The 18,081-nt window shown below is 64.0% G+C and carries 21 protein-coding genes; 14 read left to right on the top strand and 7 right to left on the bottom strand.

What is annotated here, in order from left to right; all coding sequences use genetic code 11:
* Nucleotides 1-75: 75 nt before the first annotated feature.
* Nucleotides 76-930, top strand: a complete 855-nt coding sequence (map, locus tag Q4543_RS12525) for a type I methionyl aminopeptidase (protein ID WP_303438724.1) — start codon at nucleotides 76-78, stop codon at nucleotides 928-930.
* 242 nt (nucleotides 931-1,172) lie between these two features.
* Complete coding sequence (locus tag Q4543_RS12530; protein WP_303438726.1) at nucleotides 1,173-1,343, top strand: hypothetical protein; 171 nt, start codon at nucleotides 1,173-1,175, stop codon at nucleotides 1,341-1,343.
* Nucleotides 1,344-1,675: 332 nt separating this feature from the next.
* On the opposite strand, the gene rsmD is transcribed toward Q4543_RS12530, so the two are convergent.
* Together rsmD and Q4543_RS12540 are read right to left on the bottom strand one after the other, a co-directional pair.
* Nucleotides 1,676-2,233: a 16S rRNA (guanine(966)-N(2))-methyltransferase RsmD gene (gene rsmD, locus Q4543_RS12535; protein ID WP_303438728.1), complete on the bottom strand. Its 558-nt coding sequence runs from the start codon at nucleotides 2,231-2,233 to the stop codon at nucleotides 1,676-1,678.
* Entirely contained in the window at nucleotides 2,230-3,432 is a 1,203-nt protein-coding gene (locus tag Q4543_RS12540; protein ID WP_303438730.1) for an NAD(P)/FAD-dependent oxidoreductase, read from the bottom strand. The genes rsmD and Q4543_RS12540 overlap by 4 nt, the downstream gene beginning before the upstream one ends.
* A gap of 89 nt (nucleotides 3,433-3,521) precedes the next feature.
* On the opposite strand from Q4543_RS12540, the gene Q4543_RS12545 reads away from it, so the two are divergent.
* Nucleotides 3,522-4,010, top strand: coding sequence for a peroxiredoxin (locus Q4543_RS12545; protein WP_303438732.1), 489 nt, complete (start codon nucleotides 3,522-3,524; stop codon nucleotides 4,008-4,010).
* A gap of 223 nt (nucleotides 4,011-4,233) precedes the next feature.
* Here Q4543_RS12545 and Q4543_RS12550 read toward each other — a convergent pair whose 3' ends face one another.
* From Q4543_RS12550 to Q4543_RS12560, 3 genes are read right to left on the bottom strand one after another with little or no spacing between them, the layout of a single operon-like run.
* Complete coding sequence (locus Q4543_RS12550; protein WP_303438734.1) at nucleotides 4,234-4,644, bottom strand: VOC family protein; 411 nt, start codon at nucleotides 4,642-4,644, stop codon at nucleotides 4,234-4,236.
* A complete protein-coding gene (locus tag Q4543_RS12555) occupies nucleotides 4,641-5,252 on the bottom strand; it encodes a phospholipid-binding protein MlaC (protein WP_303438736.1) in 612 nt (203 codons plus the stop codon). The genes Q4543_RS12550 and Q4543_RS12555 overlap by 4 nt, the downstream gene beginning before the upstream one ends.
* A complete protein-coding gene (locus Q4543_RS12560) occupies nucleotides 5,252-5,998 on the bottom strand; it encodes a VacJ family lipoprotein (protein WP_303438737.1) in 747 nt (248 codons plus the stop codon). The genes Q4543_RS12555 and Q4543_RS12560 overlap by 1 nt, the downstream gene beginning before the upstream one ends.
* Before the next feature lie 195 nt (nucleotides 5,999-6,193).
* On the opposite strand from Q4543_RS12560, the gene Q4543_RS12565 reads away from it, so the two are divergent.
* The 8 genes from Q4543_RS12565 to Q4543_RS12600 all read left to right on the top strand — a co-directional run bounded on the left by Q4543_RS12565 (nucleotide 6,194) and on the right by Q4543_RS12600 (nucleotide 14,717).
* Nucleotides 6,194-7,927, top strand: a complete 1,734-nt coding sequence (locus Q4543_RS12565; protein ID WP_303438739.1) for a type I secretion system permease/ATPase — start codon at nucleotides 6,194-6,196, stop codon at nucleotides 7,925-7,927.
* The gene (locus Q4543_RS12570; protein WP_303438741.1) at nucleotides 7,924-9,225 is read left to right on the top strand and encodes an HlyD family type I secretion periplasmic adaptor subunit; all 1,302 of its coding nucleotides are present in this window, start codon (nucleotides 7,924-7,926) and stop codon (nucleotides 9,223-9,225) included. Before Q4543_RS12565 ends, Q4543_RS12570 begins: the two co-directional genes overlap by 4 nt.
* Before the next feature lie 75 nt (nucleotides 9,226-9,300).
* A complete protein-coding gene (locus Q4543_RS12575; RefSeq protein WP_216004430.1) occupies nucleotides 9,301-9,762 on the top strand; it encodes a RidA family protein in 462 nt (153 codons plus the stop codon).
* Nucleotides 9,762-10,514 (top strand): glycerophosphodiester phosphodiesterase family protein, encoded by a 753-nt coding sequence (locus tag Q4543_RS12580; RefSeq protein ID WP_303438743.1) that lies wholly within the window; start codon nucleotides 9,762-9,764, stop codon nucleotides 10,512-10,514. Before Q4543_RS12575 ends, Q4543_RS12580 begins: the two co-directional genes overlap by 1 nt.
* Nucleotides 10,515-10,557: 43 nt before the next feature.
* On the top strand, nucleotides 10,558-11,754 hold the full coding sequence (locus Q4543_RS12585) for a GNAT family N-acetyltransferase (protein WP_303438745.1): 1,197 nt from the start codon (nucleotides 10,558-10,560) through the stop codon (nucleotides 11,752-11,754).
* Entirely contained in the window at nucleotides 11,751-12,041 is a 291-nt protein-coding gene (locus Q4543_RS12590; RefSeq protein ID WP_303438747.1) for a 4a-hydroxytetrahydrobiopterin dehydratase, read from the top strand. The genes Q4543_RS12585 and Q4543_RS12590 overlap by 4 nt, the downstream gene beginning before the upstream one ends.
* A 95-nt stretch (nucleotides 12,042-12,136) precedes the next feature.
* Entirely contained in the window at nucleotides 12,137-13,861 is a 1,725-nt protein-coding gene (locus tag Q4543_RS12595; RefSeq protein WP_303438749.1) for a tetratricopeptide repeat protein, read from the top strand.
* Complete coding sequence (locus Q4543_RS12600; RefSeq protein ID WP_303438751.1) at nucleotides 13,848-14,717, top strand: 4-(cytidine 5'-diphospho)-2-C-methyl-D-erythritol kinase; 870 nt, start codon at nucleotides 13,848-13,850, stop codon at nucleotides 14,715-14,717. Before Q4543_RS12595 ends, Q4543_RS12600 begins: the two co-directional genes overlap by 14 nt.
* On the opposite strand, the gene Q4543_RS12605 is transcribed toward Q4543_RS12600, so the two are convergent.
* Nucleotides 14,711-15,712 carry a polyprenyl synthetase family protein gene (locus Q4543_RS12605; RefSeq protein ID WP_303438754.1) on the bottom strand — a complete coding sequence of 334 codons (1,002 nt, stop codon included), beginning with the start codon at nucleotides 15,710-15,712 and terminating at the stop codon, nucleotides 14,711-14,713. The two genes, Q4543_RS12600 and Q4543_RS12605, sit on opposite strands and share 7 nt — an antisense overlap.
* Before the next feature lie 66 nt (nucleotides 15,713-15,778).
* On the opposite strand from Q4543_RS12605, the gene Q4543_RS12610 reads away from it, so the two are divergent.
* The 3 genes from Q4543_RS12610 (at nucleotide 15,779) to Q4543_RS12620 (ending at nucleotide 17,043) form a co-directional block, all read left to right on the top strand.
* Nucleotides 15,779-15,994, top strand: a complete 216-nt coding sequence (locus Q4543_RS12610; RefSeq protein ID WP_303438756.1) for a DUF2007 domain-containing protein — start codon at nucleotides 15,779-15,781, stop codon at nucleotides 15,992-15,994.
* A complete protein-coding gene (locus Q4543_RS12615) occupies nucleotides 15,984-16,754 on the top strand; it encodes a tRNA1(Val) (adenine(37)-N6)-methyltransferase (protein WP_303438757.1) in 771 nt (256 codons plus the stop codon). The genes Q4543_RS12610 and Q4543_RS12615 overlap by 11 nt, the downstream gene beginning before the upstream one ends.
* A gap of 115 nt (nucleotides 16,755-16,869) precedes the next feature.
* A complete protein-coding gene (locus tag Q4543_RS12620) occupies nucleotides 16,870-17,043 on the top strand; it encodes a YdcH family protein (RefSeq protein ID WP_216004439.1) in 174 nt (57 codons plus the stop codon).
* Nucleotides 17,044-17,148: 105 nt separating this feature from the next.
* Here Q4543_RS12620 and Q4543_RS12625 read toward each other — a convergent pair whose 3' ends face one another.
* Nucleotides 17,149-18,045 carry a VOC family protein gene (locus tag Q4543_RS12625; protein ID WP_303438759.1) on the bottom strand — a complete coding sequence of 299 codons (897 nt, stop codon included), beginning with the start codon at nucleotides 18,043-18,045 and terminating at the stop codon, nucleotides 17,149-17,151.
* Nucleotides 18,046-18,081 lie beyond the last annotated feature (36 nt).

The following is an 18,081-nucleotide window of genomic DNA, read 5'->3' on the forward strand; positions in this document are numbered from 1 at the left end:
GGGGCGGCTCTCCACTGGCATCTTCCACCCTTTACGTCTAAATAGATGACCAACACGCAGACGGAGCGCGCAGCCTTGAGACATGACACCGGCCGCCTCACACGGGACGGTATCCGCATTCACGAAGCAGATGATTTCGCCGGCATGGCGAAGGCAGGAGCTGTCGCGGCCAAGATCCTCGACGATCTTGTGCCGCACGTCTTTCCCGGCCAGACAACCGGCGGGCTCGAGGCGATCATCCGCGAACTGGTCGCGGCCAGCGGATCGACGTCGGCCACCATCGGCTACAAGGGCTATCAGCACGCCAGCTGCATTTCGGTGAATCACGTGGTGTGCCACGGGATTCCCGGTAGCAAGATCCCCAAGTGGAAGAATGACACCCATTCGCGCACCGATGATGCGCTGTATGACGGCGATATCCTAAATATCGATGTCACGGTGATCGTCGATGGCTGGTTCGGCGATACCTCGCGGATGTATGTCGCAGGAGAGGCGAAACCCTTTGCCGCGCGGCTGATCCAGGTGACCCATGACGCGCTGATGATCGGCATTGATACGGTCAAACCGGGCAAGACCTTCGGCGATATCGGCCACGCCATCCAGAGCTTTGTCGAGGGCCATCGCATGTCGGTGGTACGAGATTTCTGCGGCCATGGCCTTGGGCGGGTGTTCCACGCCGCGCCCAATGTACTGCATTATGGCCGCCCCGGAACCGGGCCGGTGCTCGAGGAGGGCATGTTCTTCACCATCGAGCCGATGGTGAACCTCGGCCGTCCCGAAACCAAGGTGCTCAAAGACGAGTGGACGGCGATCACCCGCGACAAGCACCTGTCGGCACAGTTCGAGCATTCGGTCGGTGTGACCTCTGACAGGGCCGAGATCTTTACGCCGTCTCCGGGTGGGCTGTTCTATACCCCAGCTTCGGCATAGGCGCAGAGAGCAGAGGGGGGCCAGCCCCCCGCCTTCGGCTCCCCCCGGAGTTTATTCAGCAAGATGAAGATGGGCGCGGCGCCTTGTCTTCATCTTGCCGAATAAACTCCCGCCGGAGGCTGGCCGACCATTGCGGACAGGCGCTGAGATTTGGGGAATCTCACTGCGTCCAGAGTGCCTGAGCGGAGCAGTCGCTGCGGCTCTGGCGTATGACATGGGCAGCGCCGGAAATCGGAAAGTGGTTGCAAAATACCGCCAGGTGGCCGATCGACAGCCATGTCGAGCAGGTGGCGGTGGCTCGTCACGGTTCGGGCAACGTAGATGTCGAGACCTTTGTACCGGTCCGGGTGGGCAAGGCTAATGGGGTCGTGATTCATCGCGGCGCCGGTGATGAGGCGCTGTTTATCGTTTGAGTCGATCACAAGGCTCGTGTGGTCGGGGGCGGGTGCAGGAGGCAAACGCGACGCCATCTGCGGCGGTTGTGTTCCGCGTGCTGGCACGAATTGCGGCATCTCTGGATCGACGCTCGCTGCGAATTCGTCCTGCATCCAACAAGCTGATCGAAGCCAGTTGTCGTATCCGAAAGGATTGCCTCGTCTAAATCGTTTTGGATGCTCCAGATGTGGGCGGGCCGGGCGTGGGTGATGCTGGCAGGTGCGGTTCGGGACGGTGATGCTGCCCTCTCATGTCGCGAACGGATACATACGATATTGTCCTCGACATGCACCGCGCCCGGCGAGTCCTCTCATCGGGTGCGCAGCACCGTGACATGGGTGTCGCCATAGCGCCGAGTATCCAGCGGCTCGAAGCCTTCGGGGGCGTGTTGAGGTGCGTTTTCTTCCCAGACCACCAGCGTTTCGGCGGCGAGCCAGCCGCCGGTGCGGGCCGCGTCCAGGGCTTTGGCCCCCAGCGCCTTGCCGTAGGGAGGGTCGAGAAACACCAGCGTTGCGGCAGTGTCTGTCGGTGGCAGGCGCGTCGCATCGCGGGGGATCACGCTCGTCTGCCGGTCGCAGCCAAGCAGCCGGATGTTCTCGCGCAGGATGCTCAGAGATTTGCGCCCGTCGTCGACAAAGGTGCAGGATGCCGCCCCGCGCGACAGGGCCTCGAGCCCCAGCGCGCCGGTGCCCGCGAAAAGGTCGAGCACCACGGCATCCTCGAAAGGATCGCCAAAGCGGCCCCCGGCGAGCATGTTGAACAGGCTTTCGCGGGTGCGGTCGGTGGTCGGGCGCAGATGCGCTTTTGGGTCACCCTTGCCGACGGATGTCAGGGCGCGGCCGCGCCAGTCTCCGGCGATGATCCTCACTTGAGCAGCGACTTGAGGTCGGTGGCCGGGTCTGCCACGGCGTCCGGGTCGGGGGATTTTCCCGCTTCGATCAAACGCTTGCCCACCATGTAAGCGCGTGGGTCGTTCATCGCGTCCAGCGCCAGCAACGTTGCGCCCGCGTAGTACCAGTGCGAGCAGGTGCCCTCGCCCTTGCGCACGGCCAAGCGATCGTAGCCGTTGTTCAGCCCGGCGATCTGCAGCTTGACGTCGTATTGATCCGACCAGAACCACGGCTTTGCCTCATACGCCCGTCCGGCCCCAAGGATGTTGTCCGCCACCAGTTCCGCCTGATCGATGGCATTGCCGACGCTTTCCAGCCGGATCTGCGCGCCCTTGTGCGGGAAGGAGGCGCAATCGCCCGCTGCCCAGACATTCGGAGCCGATGTGCGGCCGGTGGCATCGGTGCGGATGCCGTTTTCGATGGCGATGCCGGCCGCTTCGGCCAGTTCCACCTCGGGCACGATGCCGACGCCGGCGATGACGAAATCGACGGGCAGCTTGGTGCCATCGGTCAGTTCTGCCGCCTCGACCCGGCCCGCGCCGGTCAGGGCACCAAGGCCGACGCCTTCGCGGATGTCGACCGCATGCGCGCGGTGCAGGGCACGGAAGAAATCCGCCGTCTCGGGAGCGGCGACTCGCTGCAGGATGCGCTCTGCCATTTCGACCAGCGTCACCTTGAGCCCGAGCTTTGACGCCACCGCTGCTGCCTCCAGACCGATATAGCCGCCGCCGACGATCAGCACCCGCGCGCCCTTGGTGAACCGGGGCGCCATTGCATCAACATCGGCCAGCGTGCGCACGACGCAGACGCCATCCAGCGTGCCGCCGATGGCTGCGGGTAGGCGGCGCGGCTCAGACCCGGTGCAGAACACCAGATCGTCCCAGCCGATCATCTCGCCATTGGCGATCAGGGTGCGGGCCGACAGGTCGATGGCGGTGACCGGCGTGCCCAGCATCAGCTCGATCCCTTGCGCTTCGTAGAAATCGCGCGGGCGCAGGTAAAGCCGCTCTTGGTCCATTTCACCCAGTAGATAGGCCTTGGACAGGGGCGGGCGCTGGTAGGGGGGCACGGCTTCGGCGCCGATCACGGTGATTTCGCCGTCGTGCCCCTTTGCGCGCAGGCGCGCCACCAGTGAGGCCGCTGCTTGGCCCGCTCCGATCACAACAACTTTGCCCATCCGTTCGCCTCTTCGAAAATTCGTTTGTATGTCCGGGCGGAGCCTATAACCGTGGGCGTCGGAAACGCAACGCACAGGAGACGATGCACATGGCAATCACCAAGGGAGATACGCTTCCGGGGGCAACCCTCGTGAAGATGGGCGAGGACGGGCCGCAGCAGGTCAAACTGGATGACGTGACCAAGGGGCGCAAGGTGGTGATCTTTGCCGTTCCCGGCGCCTATACCCCGACCTGCTCGGCGGCACATGTGCCCAGCTTTATCCGGGTCAAGGACCAGCTGGCCGAAAAAGGCGTGGACGAGATCGTCTGCCTGTCGGTGAACGATCCCTTCGTGCTGAAGGCATGGGGCGAATCGACCGGCGCGACTGAGGCGGGGATCACCATGCTCGGCGATCCCGAAAGCAGCTTCACCAAGGCGATCGGCATGGATTTCACCGCGCCGCCCGCGGGCCTGATCACCCGGTCCAAGCGCTATGCGATGCTGGTCGAGGATGGCACCGTGACGATTCTGCACGCCGAAAACAGCCCCGGCGAATGCGACATCTCGGCCGGGGAAAGCCTGCTCGCCGCGATGTGATGACAAAGCCGGTCGCGCGGGCAGTCGCGCGACCGGCCTGCATGGATCAGCCCTTGCGGCGACGCCTGACAGAACCGGCAGCATTGCCCCTGCTGGCAGGGGAGCGGCGTGTAGGCGTTCACGCCAACTTCATTGACATGGTGGGCGGTGGTCGGCCTATGATCGGCAATGCTTGTGTCGCTGATCGGTGCGCTATAGGGCCGGGCGGTGCGAACCTTGGCGATCAGATGTCATCGTCACTGGTTGTGCCGCCGGGTTCGGGCGGTGCCGCGCGACCGCTATAGGCGCGGCTCGACAGTTGCACCGAATTTCCCGACGGATCCTTTGTATTGGCGAAGCTGTAGCCATCGGCGTGGTGGATCGCGCCGAATTCCAGCCCGCGCGCCTTGGCCGCATCGCAGGCGGCGTTCACGTCGGGCACGTCGAACACCAGTTTGACCAAAGACTGACCGCCTCTTTGCCCCTTCGACGCCGGGTGCAGCAGGATCGCCGCCCCCTGTCCGGGCGGGCGCAATTCGACGATGCGATCGCCGGGAAGCCGCACCGCCTCATAGCCGAAATGAGCGCTATAGAACGCCATCATCGCGTCGGTCTTTCTGGTGTAGATCACCAGACGGCCAAGCTGCGGTGTCATCCGGCGCGCCGCAGATCCGCGATCATGGCATCGATGTCGCCGCCGCGGCGGTCGAGCATCGAGCCGATCTCGGTGCGTTCGGTCAGCAGCATGTTGACGCCTTCGACATACAGGTTGAAGAACTTGCCCGATTTTTCGCCGATGAAGAAGGTTACGTCAAAGGGCGACTGGCCGCGTAGATAGGCCAAGGTCGACACCTGATAGGCGTTCTTGACCGACTTGGTGCCCTGTACGTCGATGCGCCCGCCGATGAATTTGCGGAACTGCTTGCCATACTTGCGCGAGATGTAGCTCGAGAAGGCCTCGGTAAAGGCTTTCTTCTGGGCAGGGCTGGCCCTGCGTGCCTCGACGCCCATGGCGTAGGCGGCGATATAGGGCATGTCGCCGTAGCTGCGGAAGATCTGCTCGAACTGCGCGATCAGCTTCGCCTCGCTCGCGCCAGAGCCGATTGCCGTGTTGATGTCACCGACCAGCCTATCCACCAGCGCCTCGGCCTGTGCGGCGCTGGTGGCGTGCGCCGGGGCACCGATCAGCGTAAGGGCCACGGCCGAAACCGCACCGGTGATCATCGCCCGCCGTGTCATGGTGCTGCCTGAAAATGCGCGCATCAGAATCCCTCCGTATCGATGGCTTCGGGGTCGATATAGCCCGCCCCGCCCGCGGATTCATCCCCAAGCTCATAGCGTCGGTTCTGCAAATAAATCGTGCGTGATTGCGCGTAGCTGTCGGCCGAGCCGTAGAGCATCTCGTCGATCTGGTCGGCATATTCCGACCGGTCGAGCACCCGTTCCGCCAGACGCACGCCGGTTGCGGTGTAGCGCGCGTTCGGCGGCAGCACGTAGCTCAGCGGGTTGGTGAAGATGTCGACGAACATGCCCACCGCGTCGCGTTCGGTGCTGGGGCCGAGGACGGGCAGTTCGATATAGGAGCCTTCGGGCAGCCCCCAGACATGCAGCGTTTCGCCGAAATCGCTTTCGTCTTCGGGCAGGCCCATGGCCTCGGCGGGGTCGAGCAGGCCCAGCAGGCCGACGGTGGCGTTGATGGAGAACCGGGCGGTGTTGCGGGTGGCGCGCCCGAGGCGAAGCTGCAACAGCTGGTTGACCACCGTTTGCGGCAAGGACACGGTGTCGGCCATGTTCTCGATCCCGGCGCGCACCGGCAGCGGCACAGAGCTGCCAGCGCTTCCGGCGCCCGACAGCGCGGTGTCGAGCCGCTTGTTGAAGGCGTGTACCCGCCGGTTCGGGCCTTCCTGCGGATCAAAGATGCCGTCCGGGGCCTCGCCGGGGCCGGGGTTGGCGCAAGCGGCAATAAGGCTTACAAGCGCAAGACAGGCGATGGGGCGCAGGCTGGGCAATTCCTGACCTCCTTGATTTGATGCTGGTACAGGCAAAGCCGGAAGATGTAGGCTCTGCTTAGTTGCTGGCACATGAAAGGCCAAGGGATACGGGCCGATTTCGCCTTCCGTGCGATGGCCTCGTGATGAAGTGTCTGTTAATTGTATTTTCGCTTTCGGCTGACAGGGTCGCCGGAGCGCGGAGAGGGTCCGGGAATGGCGAACATGCAACGCAAGGATGGCGGGCGCGACGAGCTTCTGGCGGCCCGAAAGCAGGGGCGGCCATTCTATTGGTTCGTCGGGATCTTCAGTTTTCTGGTGAACGCCCTGATGCTGACGGGGCCGCTGTATATGCTTCAGGTCTACGATCGGGTGCTTGGCTCGCGGTCCGAGGCGACGTTGCTGGCGCTGACCGTGCTCGTGGTGTTCCTGTACTCCATGATGGGGGTGCTCGATTACGCCCGCGGGCGGATCATGGCGCGGGTCGCCGCGCGGTTTCAGGCACGGCTCGACCTGCGGGTGTTTGACGCGGTGATGCGGCGCGCAGCGGTCAAGCCAGACGAGCTGTCGGTCACCGGGCTCAAGGATCTTGAATCGGTGCAGCGGCTGATGTCGTCGCCGGTGCTGATGGCATTTTTCGACATTCCGTGGACGCCGCTGTTCGTCGCGGCGATCTTCATTTTTCACCCGTGGCTGGGCTTTCTTGCCGTTGGTGGCGGGCTGGTTCTGGTGGCCGTGACGCTTCTGAACCAAGGGCTTAGCCGGGACCCGACGCTGAAATCCAATCAGGCGATGATGCGGGCCGAACAAAGCTCGGAACAGATCCGCTCCGAGGCCGAGATGGTGCAGTCTCTGGGCATGCGTGCGGCGGCGTTCAAGCGCTGGCACAAGGCGCGCTCGGCGGCGCTGAGCGGGCAGATCAACAGCGCGGATATCGTAGGCACCTTCACCGTCACCACCAAGACCTTCCGACTGTTCCTGCAATCGGCGATGCTGGGCCTCGGCGCATATCTGGTGCTTCAGGGGGAATTGACGGCGGGTGCGATGATCGCGGGGTCGATCCTGATGGGCCGGGCGCTGGCCCCGATCGAGCTGCTGATCGGCCAGTGGCCCGCAGTGACGCGGGCGCGCAAGGGCTGGGACAATCTCGCGCAGCTGCTGTCCGAGGTGCCACCCGAAGAGGCGCGCCTACCGCTGCCCAAGCCACAGGCATCGCTTGAGGTATCGCAGCTTACCGTGGTGCCGCCGGGCGATCATCAGGCGGCGCTGCGGCTGGTCAGCTTCACGCTCAACCCCGGCCATGCGCTGGGAGTGATCGGATCCTCCGGGGCCGGGAAATCGACGCTGGCACGGGCGATCACCGGCGTTTGGCGGCCCGCGGGTGGCAAGATTCGCCTCGACGGTGCGTCTTTGGAACAATATGGGCAGGATCTTGGCCAGCATATCGGCTACTTGCCGCAACGGGTGACCCTGTTCGATGGCACGATTGCCGAGAACATCGCCCGTCTGCTGGAAAACCCCGATCCCGAAGCAATCGTTGCCGCCGCCCGCAAGGCAGATGCGCATGAGATGATTCTCAAGCTGCCCGACGGGTATGACACCCGCGTCGCGGCTGCCGGAGGGCGGCTCTCGGGCGGGCAGATGCAACGTATCGGCCTTGCGCGGGCGATGTATGGCGACCCGATGATCCTTGTGCTCGACGAGCCGAATTCGAACCTCGACAATGAAGGGTCCGAGGCGGTGAACCGCGCCATCCGCACGATGAAGGACGAGGGCAGGTCGGTGATTATCATGGCGCACCGTCCGTCGGCGATTCGCGAGTGCGACATGCTGCTGATGCTGGAAAACGGCGCACGCGCGGCGTTTGGCCCCAAAGAAGAAGTGCTGCGCTCGATGGTCAAGAATCACGATCAGATCAGCCGCAGTGCCGGCCACGGAGGTGTGCGATGAGCGATGACGGTTTCTCGACCCGGTTGCCAATGACGCTGGGCCTTGTCGCGCTGGTGGTGCTGATCGGTGGCTTCGGCACATGGGCGGCGACGACGCAGATTTCAGGGGCCATCGTCGCGAGTGGCCAGATTCAGGTCGAACGCAATCGACAGGTGGTGCAGCATCCCGATGGCGGCGTGGTGTCCGAAATCCGTGTGGACGAGGGGGATGTGGTGGAGGCGGGCGATGTCATGGTCCGGCTCGACCCGACGCTGCGCAAGTCGGAACTGTTGATCATCGAAGGGCAGTATTTCGAACTTCTGGCCCGAGAGGCCCGTTTGACGGCGGAACGCGATGGCAAGGAAGAGCTCATCTTCAACGAAGAGCTGCTGGCCCGCGCCGAGGTTGACGACGAGGTCGCTGAACTGGTCGAGGGACAGCGCAACTTGTTCTTTGCGCGGCTTGAATCACTGTCAGGGCAGACCGAGCAGCTTGCAAAGCGGTCTGAACAGATCGGGAGCCAGATCGAAGGGATCGAGGCGCAGATCGCCGCCATGTCCGAACAGCATGACCTTATCCAGAAAGAGTTGACCGACCAGCAGTCGCTGCTTGACCGCGGGCTGGCGCAGGCCAGCCGGGTGTTGAGCCTGCAGCGCGAAGCGGCCCGCCTTGCCGGTCAGCAGGGTGACCTGGTGGCGCAGAAGGCCCAAGCCGAAGGCCAGATCACCGAGATCGACATTCAGGTTCTGGGGCTTCAGACCCAGCGCATCGAAGAAGCGATCACCACTCTGCGCGACATGCGGTATCGCTTTCGTGAACTGGCCGAACAGCGGTTGTCGCTGCTTGAACAGCTCAAGCGAATGGAAATCACCGCCCCGGTGTCGGGTGTGGTCTACGGCCTCACTGTCTTTGCACCACGCTCGGTGATTCGCGCCGCCGAGCCGGTGCTTTATGTGGTGCCGCAGGACCGTCCTCTGGTGATTCAGGCCAATATCGATCCGATCCACATCGACCAGACCCATGTCGGTCAAGAGGTGTTGCTGCGCTTTGCCGCGCTCGACCAGCGCACCACGCCCGAACTCTTCGGCAAGGTGACTCGGATCTCTGCCGATGCCTTCACCGACGAAGCCACCAAGGTCAGTTATTACCGGGCCGAGATCGTGCTGCCGGAAGGCGAGGTCGAGAAACTGCCCGAGGGGTCGTCCCTGATCCCCGGTATGCCGGTCGAGGCGTTTCTGCGCACCGAAGATCGCACGCCGCTGGCCTATCTGATCAAGCCCTTCGCCGTTTATTTCAGCAGGGCATTGCGGGAGACCTGACCTCTCGAAGGGGTGTTTCCATCCGTGCGCAACGCGGCTAGCGTCGCGCACGGACTGCAACCCAGGAATTTCGCCATGACCGACATCGACTCCCGCCTTTCCGAGCTTGGACTGACCCTTCCCGACGCGCCCGCGCCGGCGGCAAACTATGTGCCCTACGTGATCAGCGGCAGCACTGTTTTTGTTTCGGGGCAGATCAGCCAGGGGCCGGACGGCCTGATCAAGGGCAAGCTTGGCGAGGGCATGACCACCGAAGACGGTGCAAAAGCCGCTGCCAGCTGCGCGCTGGCCCTGCTTGCACAGGCCAAGGCGGCCTGCGGCGGTGACTGGACCAAGCTCAAGCGCGTCGTCAAACTGACTGGTTTCGTCAACTCGACCGGCGATTTCACGGAACAGCCCAAGGTCATCAACGGCGCGTCGGACCTGCTGGTCGCGGTGCTGGGCGACGCGGGCAAGCATTCGCGCTCGGCGGTATCTGCCGCGTCGCTGCCGCTGGGCGTTGCGGTTGAAATCGAAGGCATCTTCGAGCTGAACTGATGCAGCTGCCCGCCGCCTTTCTCGACCGACCGATCGCTCACCGCGCGTTGCACAACACCCAGCGTGGCCGCCCCGAGAACTCGATCGAGGCGATTTCCGCCGCGATCCAGGCCGGATACGGCATCGAGATCGACCTTCAGCTGTCGAGCGACGGCGAAGCGATGGTGTTTCACGATTACGACCTCTCCCGCCTTACGACGCAGACGGGGGCGGTCCGCGACCGCAGCGCGGCGCAGCTGGCGACGATCCAGCTGCGCCACGGGCAAGAGCGTATTCCGACCCTCGCGCAGGTGCTCAAGCTGGTGGCGGGCAAGACTGCGCTTCTGATCGAGGTCAAGGATCAGGATGGCGCGATGGGTCCTGATGTCGGGGCGCTTGAAGCCGCCGCGGTGCGGGCGCTTGACGGTTATATCGGGCCGGTGGCGCTGATGTCGTTCAACCCGCATTCGGTGGCGGCGCTGGCGCGGATGGCGCCCGGGCTGCCGCGCGGCCTTACGACTTGCGCATGGGATGCGGATGACTCGCCATTGGTGCCCGCAGCCACCCGCGCCAGCCTGCGGGAGATTCCCGATTACGACCGTGTCGGCGCCTGTTTCATCAGTCACGACCGCCGGGATCTGGCGCGCCCGCGCGTCGCCGAGCTTCAGCGCGACGGTGCCGCAGTGCTGTGCTGGACGGTCCGCTCGCCCGAGCAGGAGGCAGAGGCGCGCAAGGTGGCTCAGAACATCACCTTCGAGGGATACGAAGCTTGAACGCCACGCCATCGGGGCCAGATTGGAGTCCGGAGGCGCTTGCATGACCAGCCACGACCCGACCCCTACGATTGCCGTCAACGTCCTGACCTCGCTCGACCAGATCGCGCAAGCGGACTGGGACGCCTGCGCCTGTCCCGAAGCCGCTGACGGGCGGGCCAATGACCCTTTTACCACGTGGCGTTTCCTGCACGCGCTCGAAGCCTCGGGGTCGGTCGGGCGCGGCACCGGGTGGGAGCCGCACCATCTTGTGGCCGAGCAGGATGGCAAGATCATCGCCGTCGCGCCGCTTTATGCCAAGGGGCACAGTCAGGGCGAATACATCTTCGATCACAACTGGGCCCATGCGTTTGATCAGGCCGGCGGGCGCTATTACCCCAAGCTTCAGATTGCGGTGCCCTTTACCCCCGCCACCGGGCGGCGGTTTCTGGTCAAACCCGGGCACGAGGTCACCGGACTGTCGGCGCTTGTGCAAGGCGCGGTGCAGTTTGCCTCGGAGAATGGCGTCAGCTCGCTGCACGCCACCTTTTGCACAGAGGCCGAGGCCATCGCGGGCGAACAGATGGGGTTGATGCGGCGGACCAGTCAGCAGTTTCATTGGGAAAACAACGGCTACGCGGATTTTGACGGCTTTCTGAGCAGCCTCAGCAGTCGCAAGCGCAAGGCCATCCGCAAGGAACGCCGCACGGCGCAGGAGTTTGGCGGCGATATCCGGATGCTCACCGGGGCGCAGATCGAGCCAGACCATTGGGATGCCTTCTGGCGGTTCTATCAGGACACTGGCGCGCGCAAATGGGCCACGCCCTATCTGACCCGTGCGTTTTTCGAGATCGCCCATGACACATTGAAAGACGACATCGCGCTGGTGATCGCCGAGCGCGGCGGCACGCCCATCGCCGGGGCGCTGAACTTCATCGGGCGCGAGACACTTTATGGCCGCTATTGGGGCTGTATCGAAGATCATCCCTGCCTGCATTTCGAGCTGTGCTATTATCAGGCCATCGACTTTGCCATCGCCCGGGGGCTGAAGCGGGTCGAAGCCGGGGCGCAGGGCGAACACAAGCTGGCGCGCGGATACCTGCCGGTGCAGACCCATTCGCTGCACTGGATCGCCGACCGGGGTTTCGCCAGCGCCGTCGAGCGCTATCTAGAAGAAGAGCGCCGCGCGGTGGGGGAGGACATCGAGATCCTCACCGCCTATGGCCCCTTTCGCAAAACCCGCAGGGACGAACAGCCATGACTGAAAAACTCTCGGAGACCGCCCGCGAAACCATTCTTGCCCCTCTGTTGGACAACGGCTGGCAGATGAACGAAGATCGTGACGCCATTGAAAAGACCTTTGTCTTCGGCGGGTTCATCGAGGCGTTTTCATGGATGACCCGCGCCGCCATGTGGGCGGAGAAGTGGAACCATCACCCCGAATGGACCAATGTCTACAACAAGGTGACGGTGCTGCTGACGACGCATGATGTGGGCGGGCTGTCATCGCTGGACGCCAAGCTGGCGCGCAAGCTGGATCTGCTCTGAGCCAGCGTCTGCTGACGGGGGCGTGAAGGCCCTGCTCATTGCGTGTTCAGGGATCGCAAGCTAGGCTCCCCGCAACGAAATCGGAGGCGACAGGCATGGGATCGAAGGTTGGAACGCTGCGCGGGGCAGGGCTTGCGCTGGCCGTGATGGCAGGGCTCGCGGGGCCTGCTGCGGCCAACAGCCTTTCGGGCGGCTATCTGGCGGCCCGGCAGGCAAGCTTCCTTGGCGACTTCAAGGCGGCGGCGGAATACTACGGCCGGGCGCTGATCTTCGACCCGGGCAACTCTGCGCTGCGCGAACGGGCGGTCTATGCCAATCTTGCGCTCGGCAATGTGCCGCAGGCGGTGACGCTGGCCGACAACCTGTCGCAGGACGGATTCCAAAGCCAGATCGGCCACATGGCGCAGGTGGCACAGCTTTCCAAGGACGGCGATTACAACGGGCTGATCGACCGTATCGACAGCGATACCGCGATCGGGCCGCTGGTCGATGGGCTGGTTCGCGCGTGGTCCGAACTTGGTCGCGGCGACATGCGCGCTGCGCTGGCCGCCTTTGATGCGCTGGGCCAGCAGCAGGGGCTGAGCACCTTCGCCGAGTATCATCGCGCCTTTGCGTTGGCCTCGGTCGGTGATTTCGAAGGTGCGGAGGCGGTGTTCGAAGCGCGGCGCGCTGGCTCGATGCAGCTGACACGGCGGGCGGTGATGGCTCGGGCTGAAATCCTCAGCCAGCTTGGGCGGCAGGCCGACGCGGTGACGATGATCACCGAGGGCTTCCCCGAACCGCGTGATCCCGCGCTGGAACTGATGCGGGGCAAGCTGATGGCCAATGAGGTGCTGCCGTTCACCTATGTGACCAATGCCCGCGACGGCATCGCCGAGGTGTTCTACACCCTCGCGGGTGCGCTTTCGAACGAGGCGAACGACGATTTCACCCTGCTTTATGCGCGGATCGCCGAATATCTGCGCCCGGATCATTCAGGGGCGATCATGATGACCGCATCGCTGCTTGAGGGGCTCGACCAGTACGATCTGGCGATCGAGACCTACAAGAAAGTGCCGGCCAGCGACCCCGATTATCACGCCGCCGAACTGGGCCGCGCCGATGCGCTGAGCGCCGCTGGCCGCGACGATGCCGCGATCGAGGTGTTGGAGCAGCTCGCCAAGACCCATGGCGGCGAGGCGACGGTGCAATCTGCGCTGGGGGATATGCTGCGCCAGCTTGAACGCTATGACGCGGCGGTCGATGCTTACACGCGGGCGCTGACGTCCTTCGATACCGAGAACCCGGCACAATGGTTCCTGTATTACGCACGCGGCATCAGCAACGAGCGGCGCGGCACATGGGATCAGGCCGAAGCGGATTTCCGCAAGGCGCTGGCGCTGAACCCCGGTCAGCCGCAGGTGCTGAATTACCTTGGATATTCGCTGGTCGAGCATCACGAAAAGCTCGACGAGGCGCTGGAGATGATCGAACAGGCGGTCTCGGCGCAACCGCAGAGCGGCTATATCGTCGACAGCCTTGGCTGGGCGCTGTACAAGCTTGGCCGTTACGATGACGCGGTGATGCATATGGAACGCGCCGCCGAGCTGATGGCGGTCGATCCGGTGGTGAACGACCATCTGGGCGATGTCTACTGGGCGGTCGGGCGCAAGAACGAGGCGCGGTTTCAATGGCAGCGTGCGCTCAGCTTCGTCGATTGGGAAAACGCCTCGGACGAGGTCGACCCCGAGCGCATTCGTGAAAAGCTGAAGGTTGGGCTGGATCAGGTGCTGGCCGAGGAAGGCAAGCCACCGCTCAGGGTCGCCAATGGCGGCAACTGAGGTCTTCGCCCCGGCGAAGATCAATCTTGCGCTGCATGTCACTGGCCGTCGGGCGGACGGGTATCATCTTCTGGAGTCGCTGGTCGCGTTTGCGCCGGTCGGAGATGTGGTGCAGATCGCGCCGGGAAACGGGCTGTCGTTGCGGGTCATCGGCCCCGAAGCGGCGGGCGTGCCATTGGATATGAGCAACCTCGCGCTGCGCGCGGCGGCGTTGCTTGGGCAGGACGCCGCGCTGACGCTGGACAAGCGGTTGCCGTCGTCGTCGGGCATCGGGGGGGGCTCCGCCGATGCAGCCGCCGCACTGCGCGGCATGGCGGCGCTGACCGGGCGCGAAATCGACGCGACGCAGGCGCTGGCGCTGGGGGCCGATGTGCCGATGTGCCTCGATCCGGTGCCTTTGCGGGTGGGCGGCATCGGCGAGCAGCTGACGCGGCTAAACCTGCCATCGGTGGCGGCGGTTCTGGTGAATCCGCGCCGCCCGGTGTCAACGCCCGAGGTCTTCAAGTCGCTGCAAAGCCGAGAGAATTCACCGATACCCGCGCTGCCGAAGCTGAGCGATGCGGCGGGCCTCATCGCGTTTTTGCGCACATTGCGCAACGATCTTGAAGCGCCAGCGATACGGGTCGAGCCGATGATCCGTATCGTGCTGAGTGCGCTTGGGGCGCAGCGTGGCTGCGGGCTGGCGCGAATGTCGGGGTCCGGGGCGACCTGCTTTGGCCTGTTCGCCCGTGAAGAGGACGCGCAGCGCGCCGCCGAACAGATCGGCCGGGAAAAGCCGGATTGGTGGGTCGCCGGCGGTCTGCTGGGCGATCAGTCACAGCAGGCAGCGCCCCGTATGACGCAACGCGCTCAGTAAAGCCGCGCCACCACGAAATCTGCCAGCTCGATCAGAACCTCGCGCAGGTCCGATGCGGGCAGGGCGCGCATGGCGATCTTTGCCGTCTCGGCCCATTCCAGCGCATCGTCGCGGGTGGCGGCCAATGCGCCATGGCGGTTCAGCAAGTCCAGCGCATGATCGAGATCGCCGTCGCGCTGGTCGCCCTTTTCGACGGTGCGTTTCCAGAAAGCGCGCTCGTCCTTGGATGCGGCGGCGATGGCCTTGATCAACGGCAGGGTCAGCTTGCGCTCGCGGAAATCGTCGCCGACATTCTTGCCCGTGGTCTTGCTATCACCCTGATAATCCAGCAGATCGTCGGCGATCTGGAAGGCGATCCCCAGCGCATCCCCATAGGTGTAGAGCGCCTGAATCAGCCCTTCGTCGACATCGGCGATCACGCCGCCAACCTCGGTCGCGGCAGAGAACAGCGCCGCGGTCTTGCCACGCACCACCTGTAGGTAGATTTCCTCGGTGGTCTTCAGATCCTGCGCCGCGGTCAGCTGCAACACCTCGCCTTCCGCGATGGTGGCGGCGGCGTTGGACAGGATGTTCAGCACCCGCAGGTTGCCCGGCTCGACCATCAACTGGAAGGCACGGGCAAACAGGTAATCGCCGACCAGAACCGAAGATTTGTTGTCCCACAGCAGGTTGGCAGTGGGCCGCCCGCGCCGCTGCTTGCTTTCATCGACCACGTCGTCGTGCAGCAATGTCGCGGTGTGGATGAATTCCACCGTCGCGGCGAGATGCACGTGAAACGGCCCCTCGTAGCCGCAGAGCCGTGCCGAGGCGAGCGTCAGCAGGGGCCGCAGCCGCTTGCCACCGGCGTCGACCAGATGTGCGGTAACCTCGGGAATGCGCGGCGCGTGTTTCGACGCCATACGCTGGCGGATCAGCGCATTCACCTCGGCCATGTCCTGGTCGAGCATCTCGGCGAGCCGGTCGTGCGGCTTTTTCATCGGCGTATCCAGACCCATCGGATCCCCATATTCCTTGCCCGAACAGGCTCGACAAGGCGGTGGCACTGTCCTTACATCCTGCCCATGGAAGAGCTTCTCAGAACCAACGACATAACGCTAATCCCGCTGGTGAAAACCCTTCTGGACGCCGAGGGTATAGACAGCTTCGAGCTGGACGTAAACATGAGCGTTCTCGAAGGGTCGATTGGCATATTGCCGCGCCGCCTGATGGTGCGGCGCGGTCTTGCGGATCAGGCGCGGCGCATCCTGCGACTGAACGGGGTGCGATTTGAGGGCTGAGCCCTTCGCCGATGCCGAACTGCGCCGCGATGCCTTTCTTGGTGGAAAGCTGCGGCTTTGGCAGCCGGTTTCGGGCTATCGCGCCGGCATCGATCCGGTGCTGCTGGCGGCAACGGTTCCGGCGCAGCCCTCGGAGAGCGTGCTTGAACTCGGCTGTGGCGGCGCGCCCGCGCTGTGCTGTCTTGGCGCGCGTGTGCCGGGGCTGCGGCTGGTCGGGCTGGAGATACAGCCTGCCTATGCGATTCTGGCGCGTCGCAATCTTGATGAGAACGGGCTGACCGGGCAGGTGTTCGAAGGCGATATCGCCGCGCCGCCCGAGGCGCTGCGGGCGCATTCCTTTGACCATGTCATCGCCAATCCGCCTTATTTCGACACCCATGCGCGAAGTTCCGCCGATGATCCCGGGCGCGAGCTGGGGCTTGCCGGGCCGCTGCCGCTGGCCCTCTGGGCGGCATTGGCGGCGCGACGGCTGAAGCCGCGCGGCAGTTTTACCGTGGTGCTGCGGATCGAAAAACTTCCAGAGCTGCTCGACGCGATGAAGCCTCTGGGATCGTTGGAAGTATGGCCTCTTTCACCGCGCGCCGGGCGCCCTGCGAAACTGTTTTTCGCCCGCGCTCGCAAGGGTGGCCGGGCGGCATTTCGCCTTCATCCGGCGCTGGCTCTACACGAGGGCGAGAGCCATCTTGCGGATGGTGAGGACTATTCACAGATCATAAGGGCGGCATTGAGAGAGGGCAAAGCGCTGCCTTTCCCGAAATGACCGCAACGTGTTGATGCATTCGTAAGGAATCTTTCAGCACTCTCGCAGCTGCGGCGTGACAGGAATCAAATGTTGTGCTGCACTGGAGGCTCAACCCAGCACTAGGAGGAAACAAATGAGCTTGAGTTCGCACCTGCAGGAACTGAAGAAGAAGCACCAGAACCTCTCTTCCGCTGTGGAACAAATGCAGCGGAGTCCCGGCACGAGCGACCTCCACGTCGCCGCGCTCAAGAAGCAGAAGCTGAAGATCAAAGAAGAGATCTCGCGTCTGAGCGGCCAGCTGCACTGATCTTCCCCAGATGAATGACACCCGGCCCGGCGGCGTTCTTGGGGCCGCCGGGCCGACCAGAACAAGCGGAACCGGCGCCCCGATCAGACCGGGGCGCCACTTGGGTCAGTACAGCGGCTCAAGCTTGGCTTGCAGGCTTTCCCTCAGATGTTCGTGCCGCAACGGCAGCTGAAGCGCCTCGCCAAGGCGTTCAGGCGGCTCATCACGGTCAAATCCGGGGCCGTCGGTGGCAATTTCAAACAGCACGCCGCCGGGGGTGCGAAAATAGATTGCCCAGAAATAATCGCGGTCGATCTGTTCGGTGACGGTCATGCCCTCTGCGATCATCGCGTCGCGCACCCGCAATTGTGCGTTTCGATCTGGCACCGAAAAGGCGACATGATGCACGCGCCCGGCGCCGTACCGCGCCCTTGGCAGATCGCTCTTGCGCAGATCGACGCTGTTCGCGCCATTGCCGGGCAGGCTGTAGCGGGTCACATCGCCTTCGCGGGCGATTTCAGTATAGCCAAGCGTCGTGAGCAATCGTGCTTCGGCGGCGATATCGGACAGGCGCAATTCGACAGACTGAAACCCGCGGATCGCGACCTCTGGGCCGATCTCGTCGGTGGCCCATGGAGTACGGGGATCGTCGCGCTCGACGAGGGCCAGCGCGTCCCCGTCGGGGCCGCTGACCTCTAGACGCCTTTCTCCGAAGCGGGTGTCGAGCGCTCCGCCCAGCCGCCCTTGCCAGAACGCTGCCGCGCCATTCGGTATGCTGAAGGCGGTGGTCGACACCTCGCCGGTGCCTTCGCGCCCGATCTTGGCGTTGGGGTGGGGAAAATAGGTCATCACACTGCCGGGCGTGCCCACCGCGTCACCATAATACAGGTGATAGACATCCGGGGCGTCGAAATTGACCGTGGTTTTGACGCGCCGCAGGCCAAGGGTCTGTGTCCAGAACGCATTGTTCGCCCGCGGGCTGCTGCCAAGCGCGGTGACGTGATGAAGCCCATTTACAAGCATGAGACGTCTCCTTTCCTACCTGAAGATAGGCTGGAA

The organism is Salipiger sp. 1_MG-2023, from assembly GCF_030547555.1.
GTDB lineage: Bacteria > Pseudomonadota > Alphaproteobacteria > Rhodobacterales > Rhodobacteraceae > Salipiger.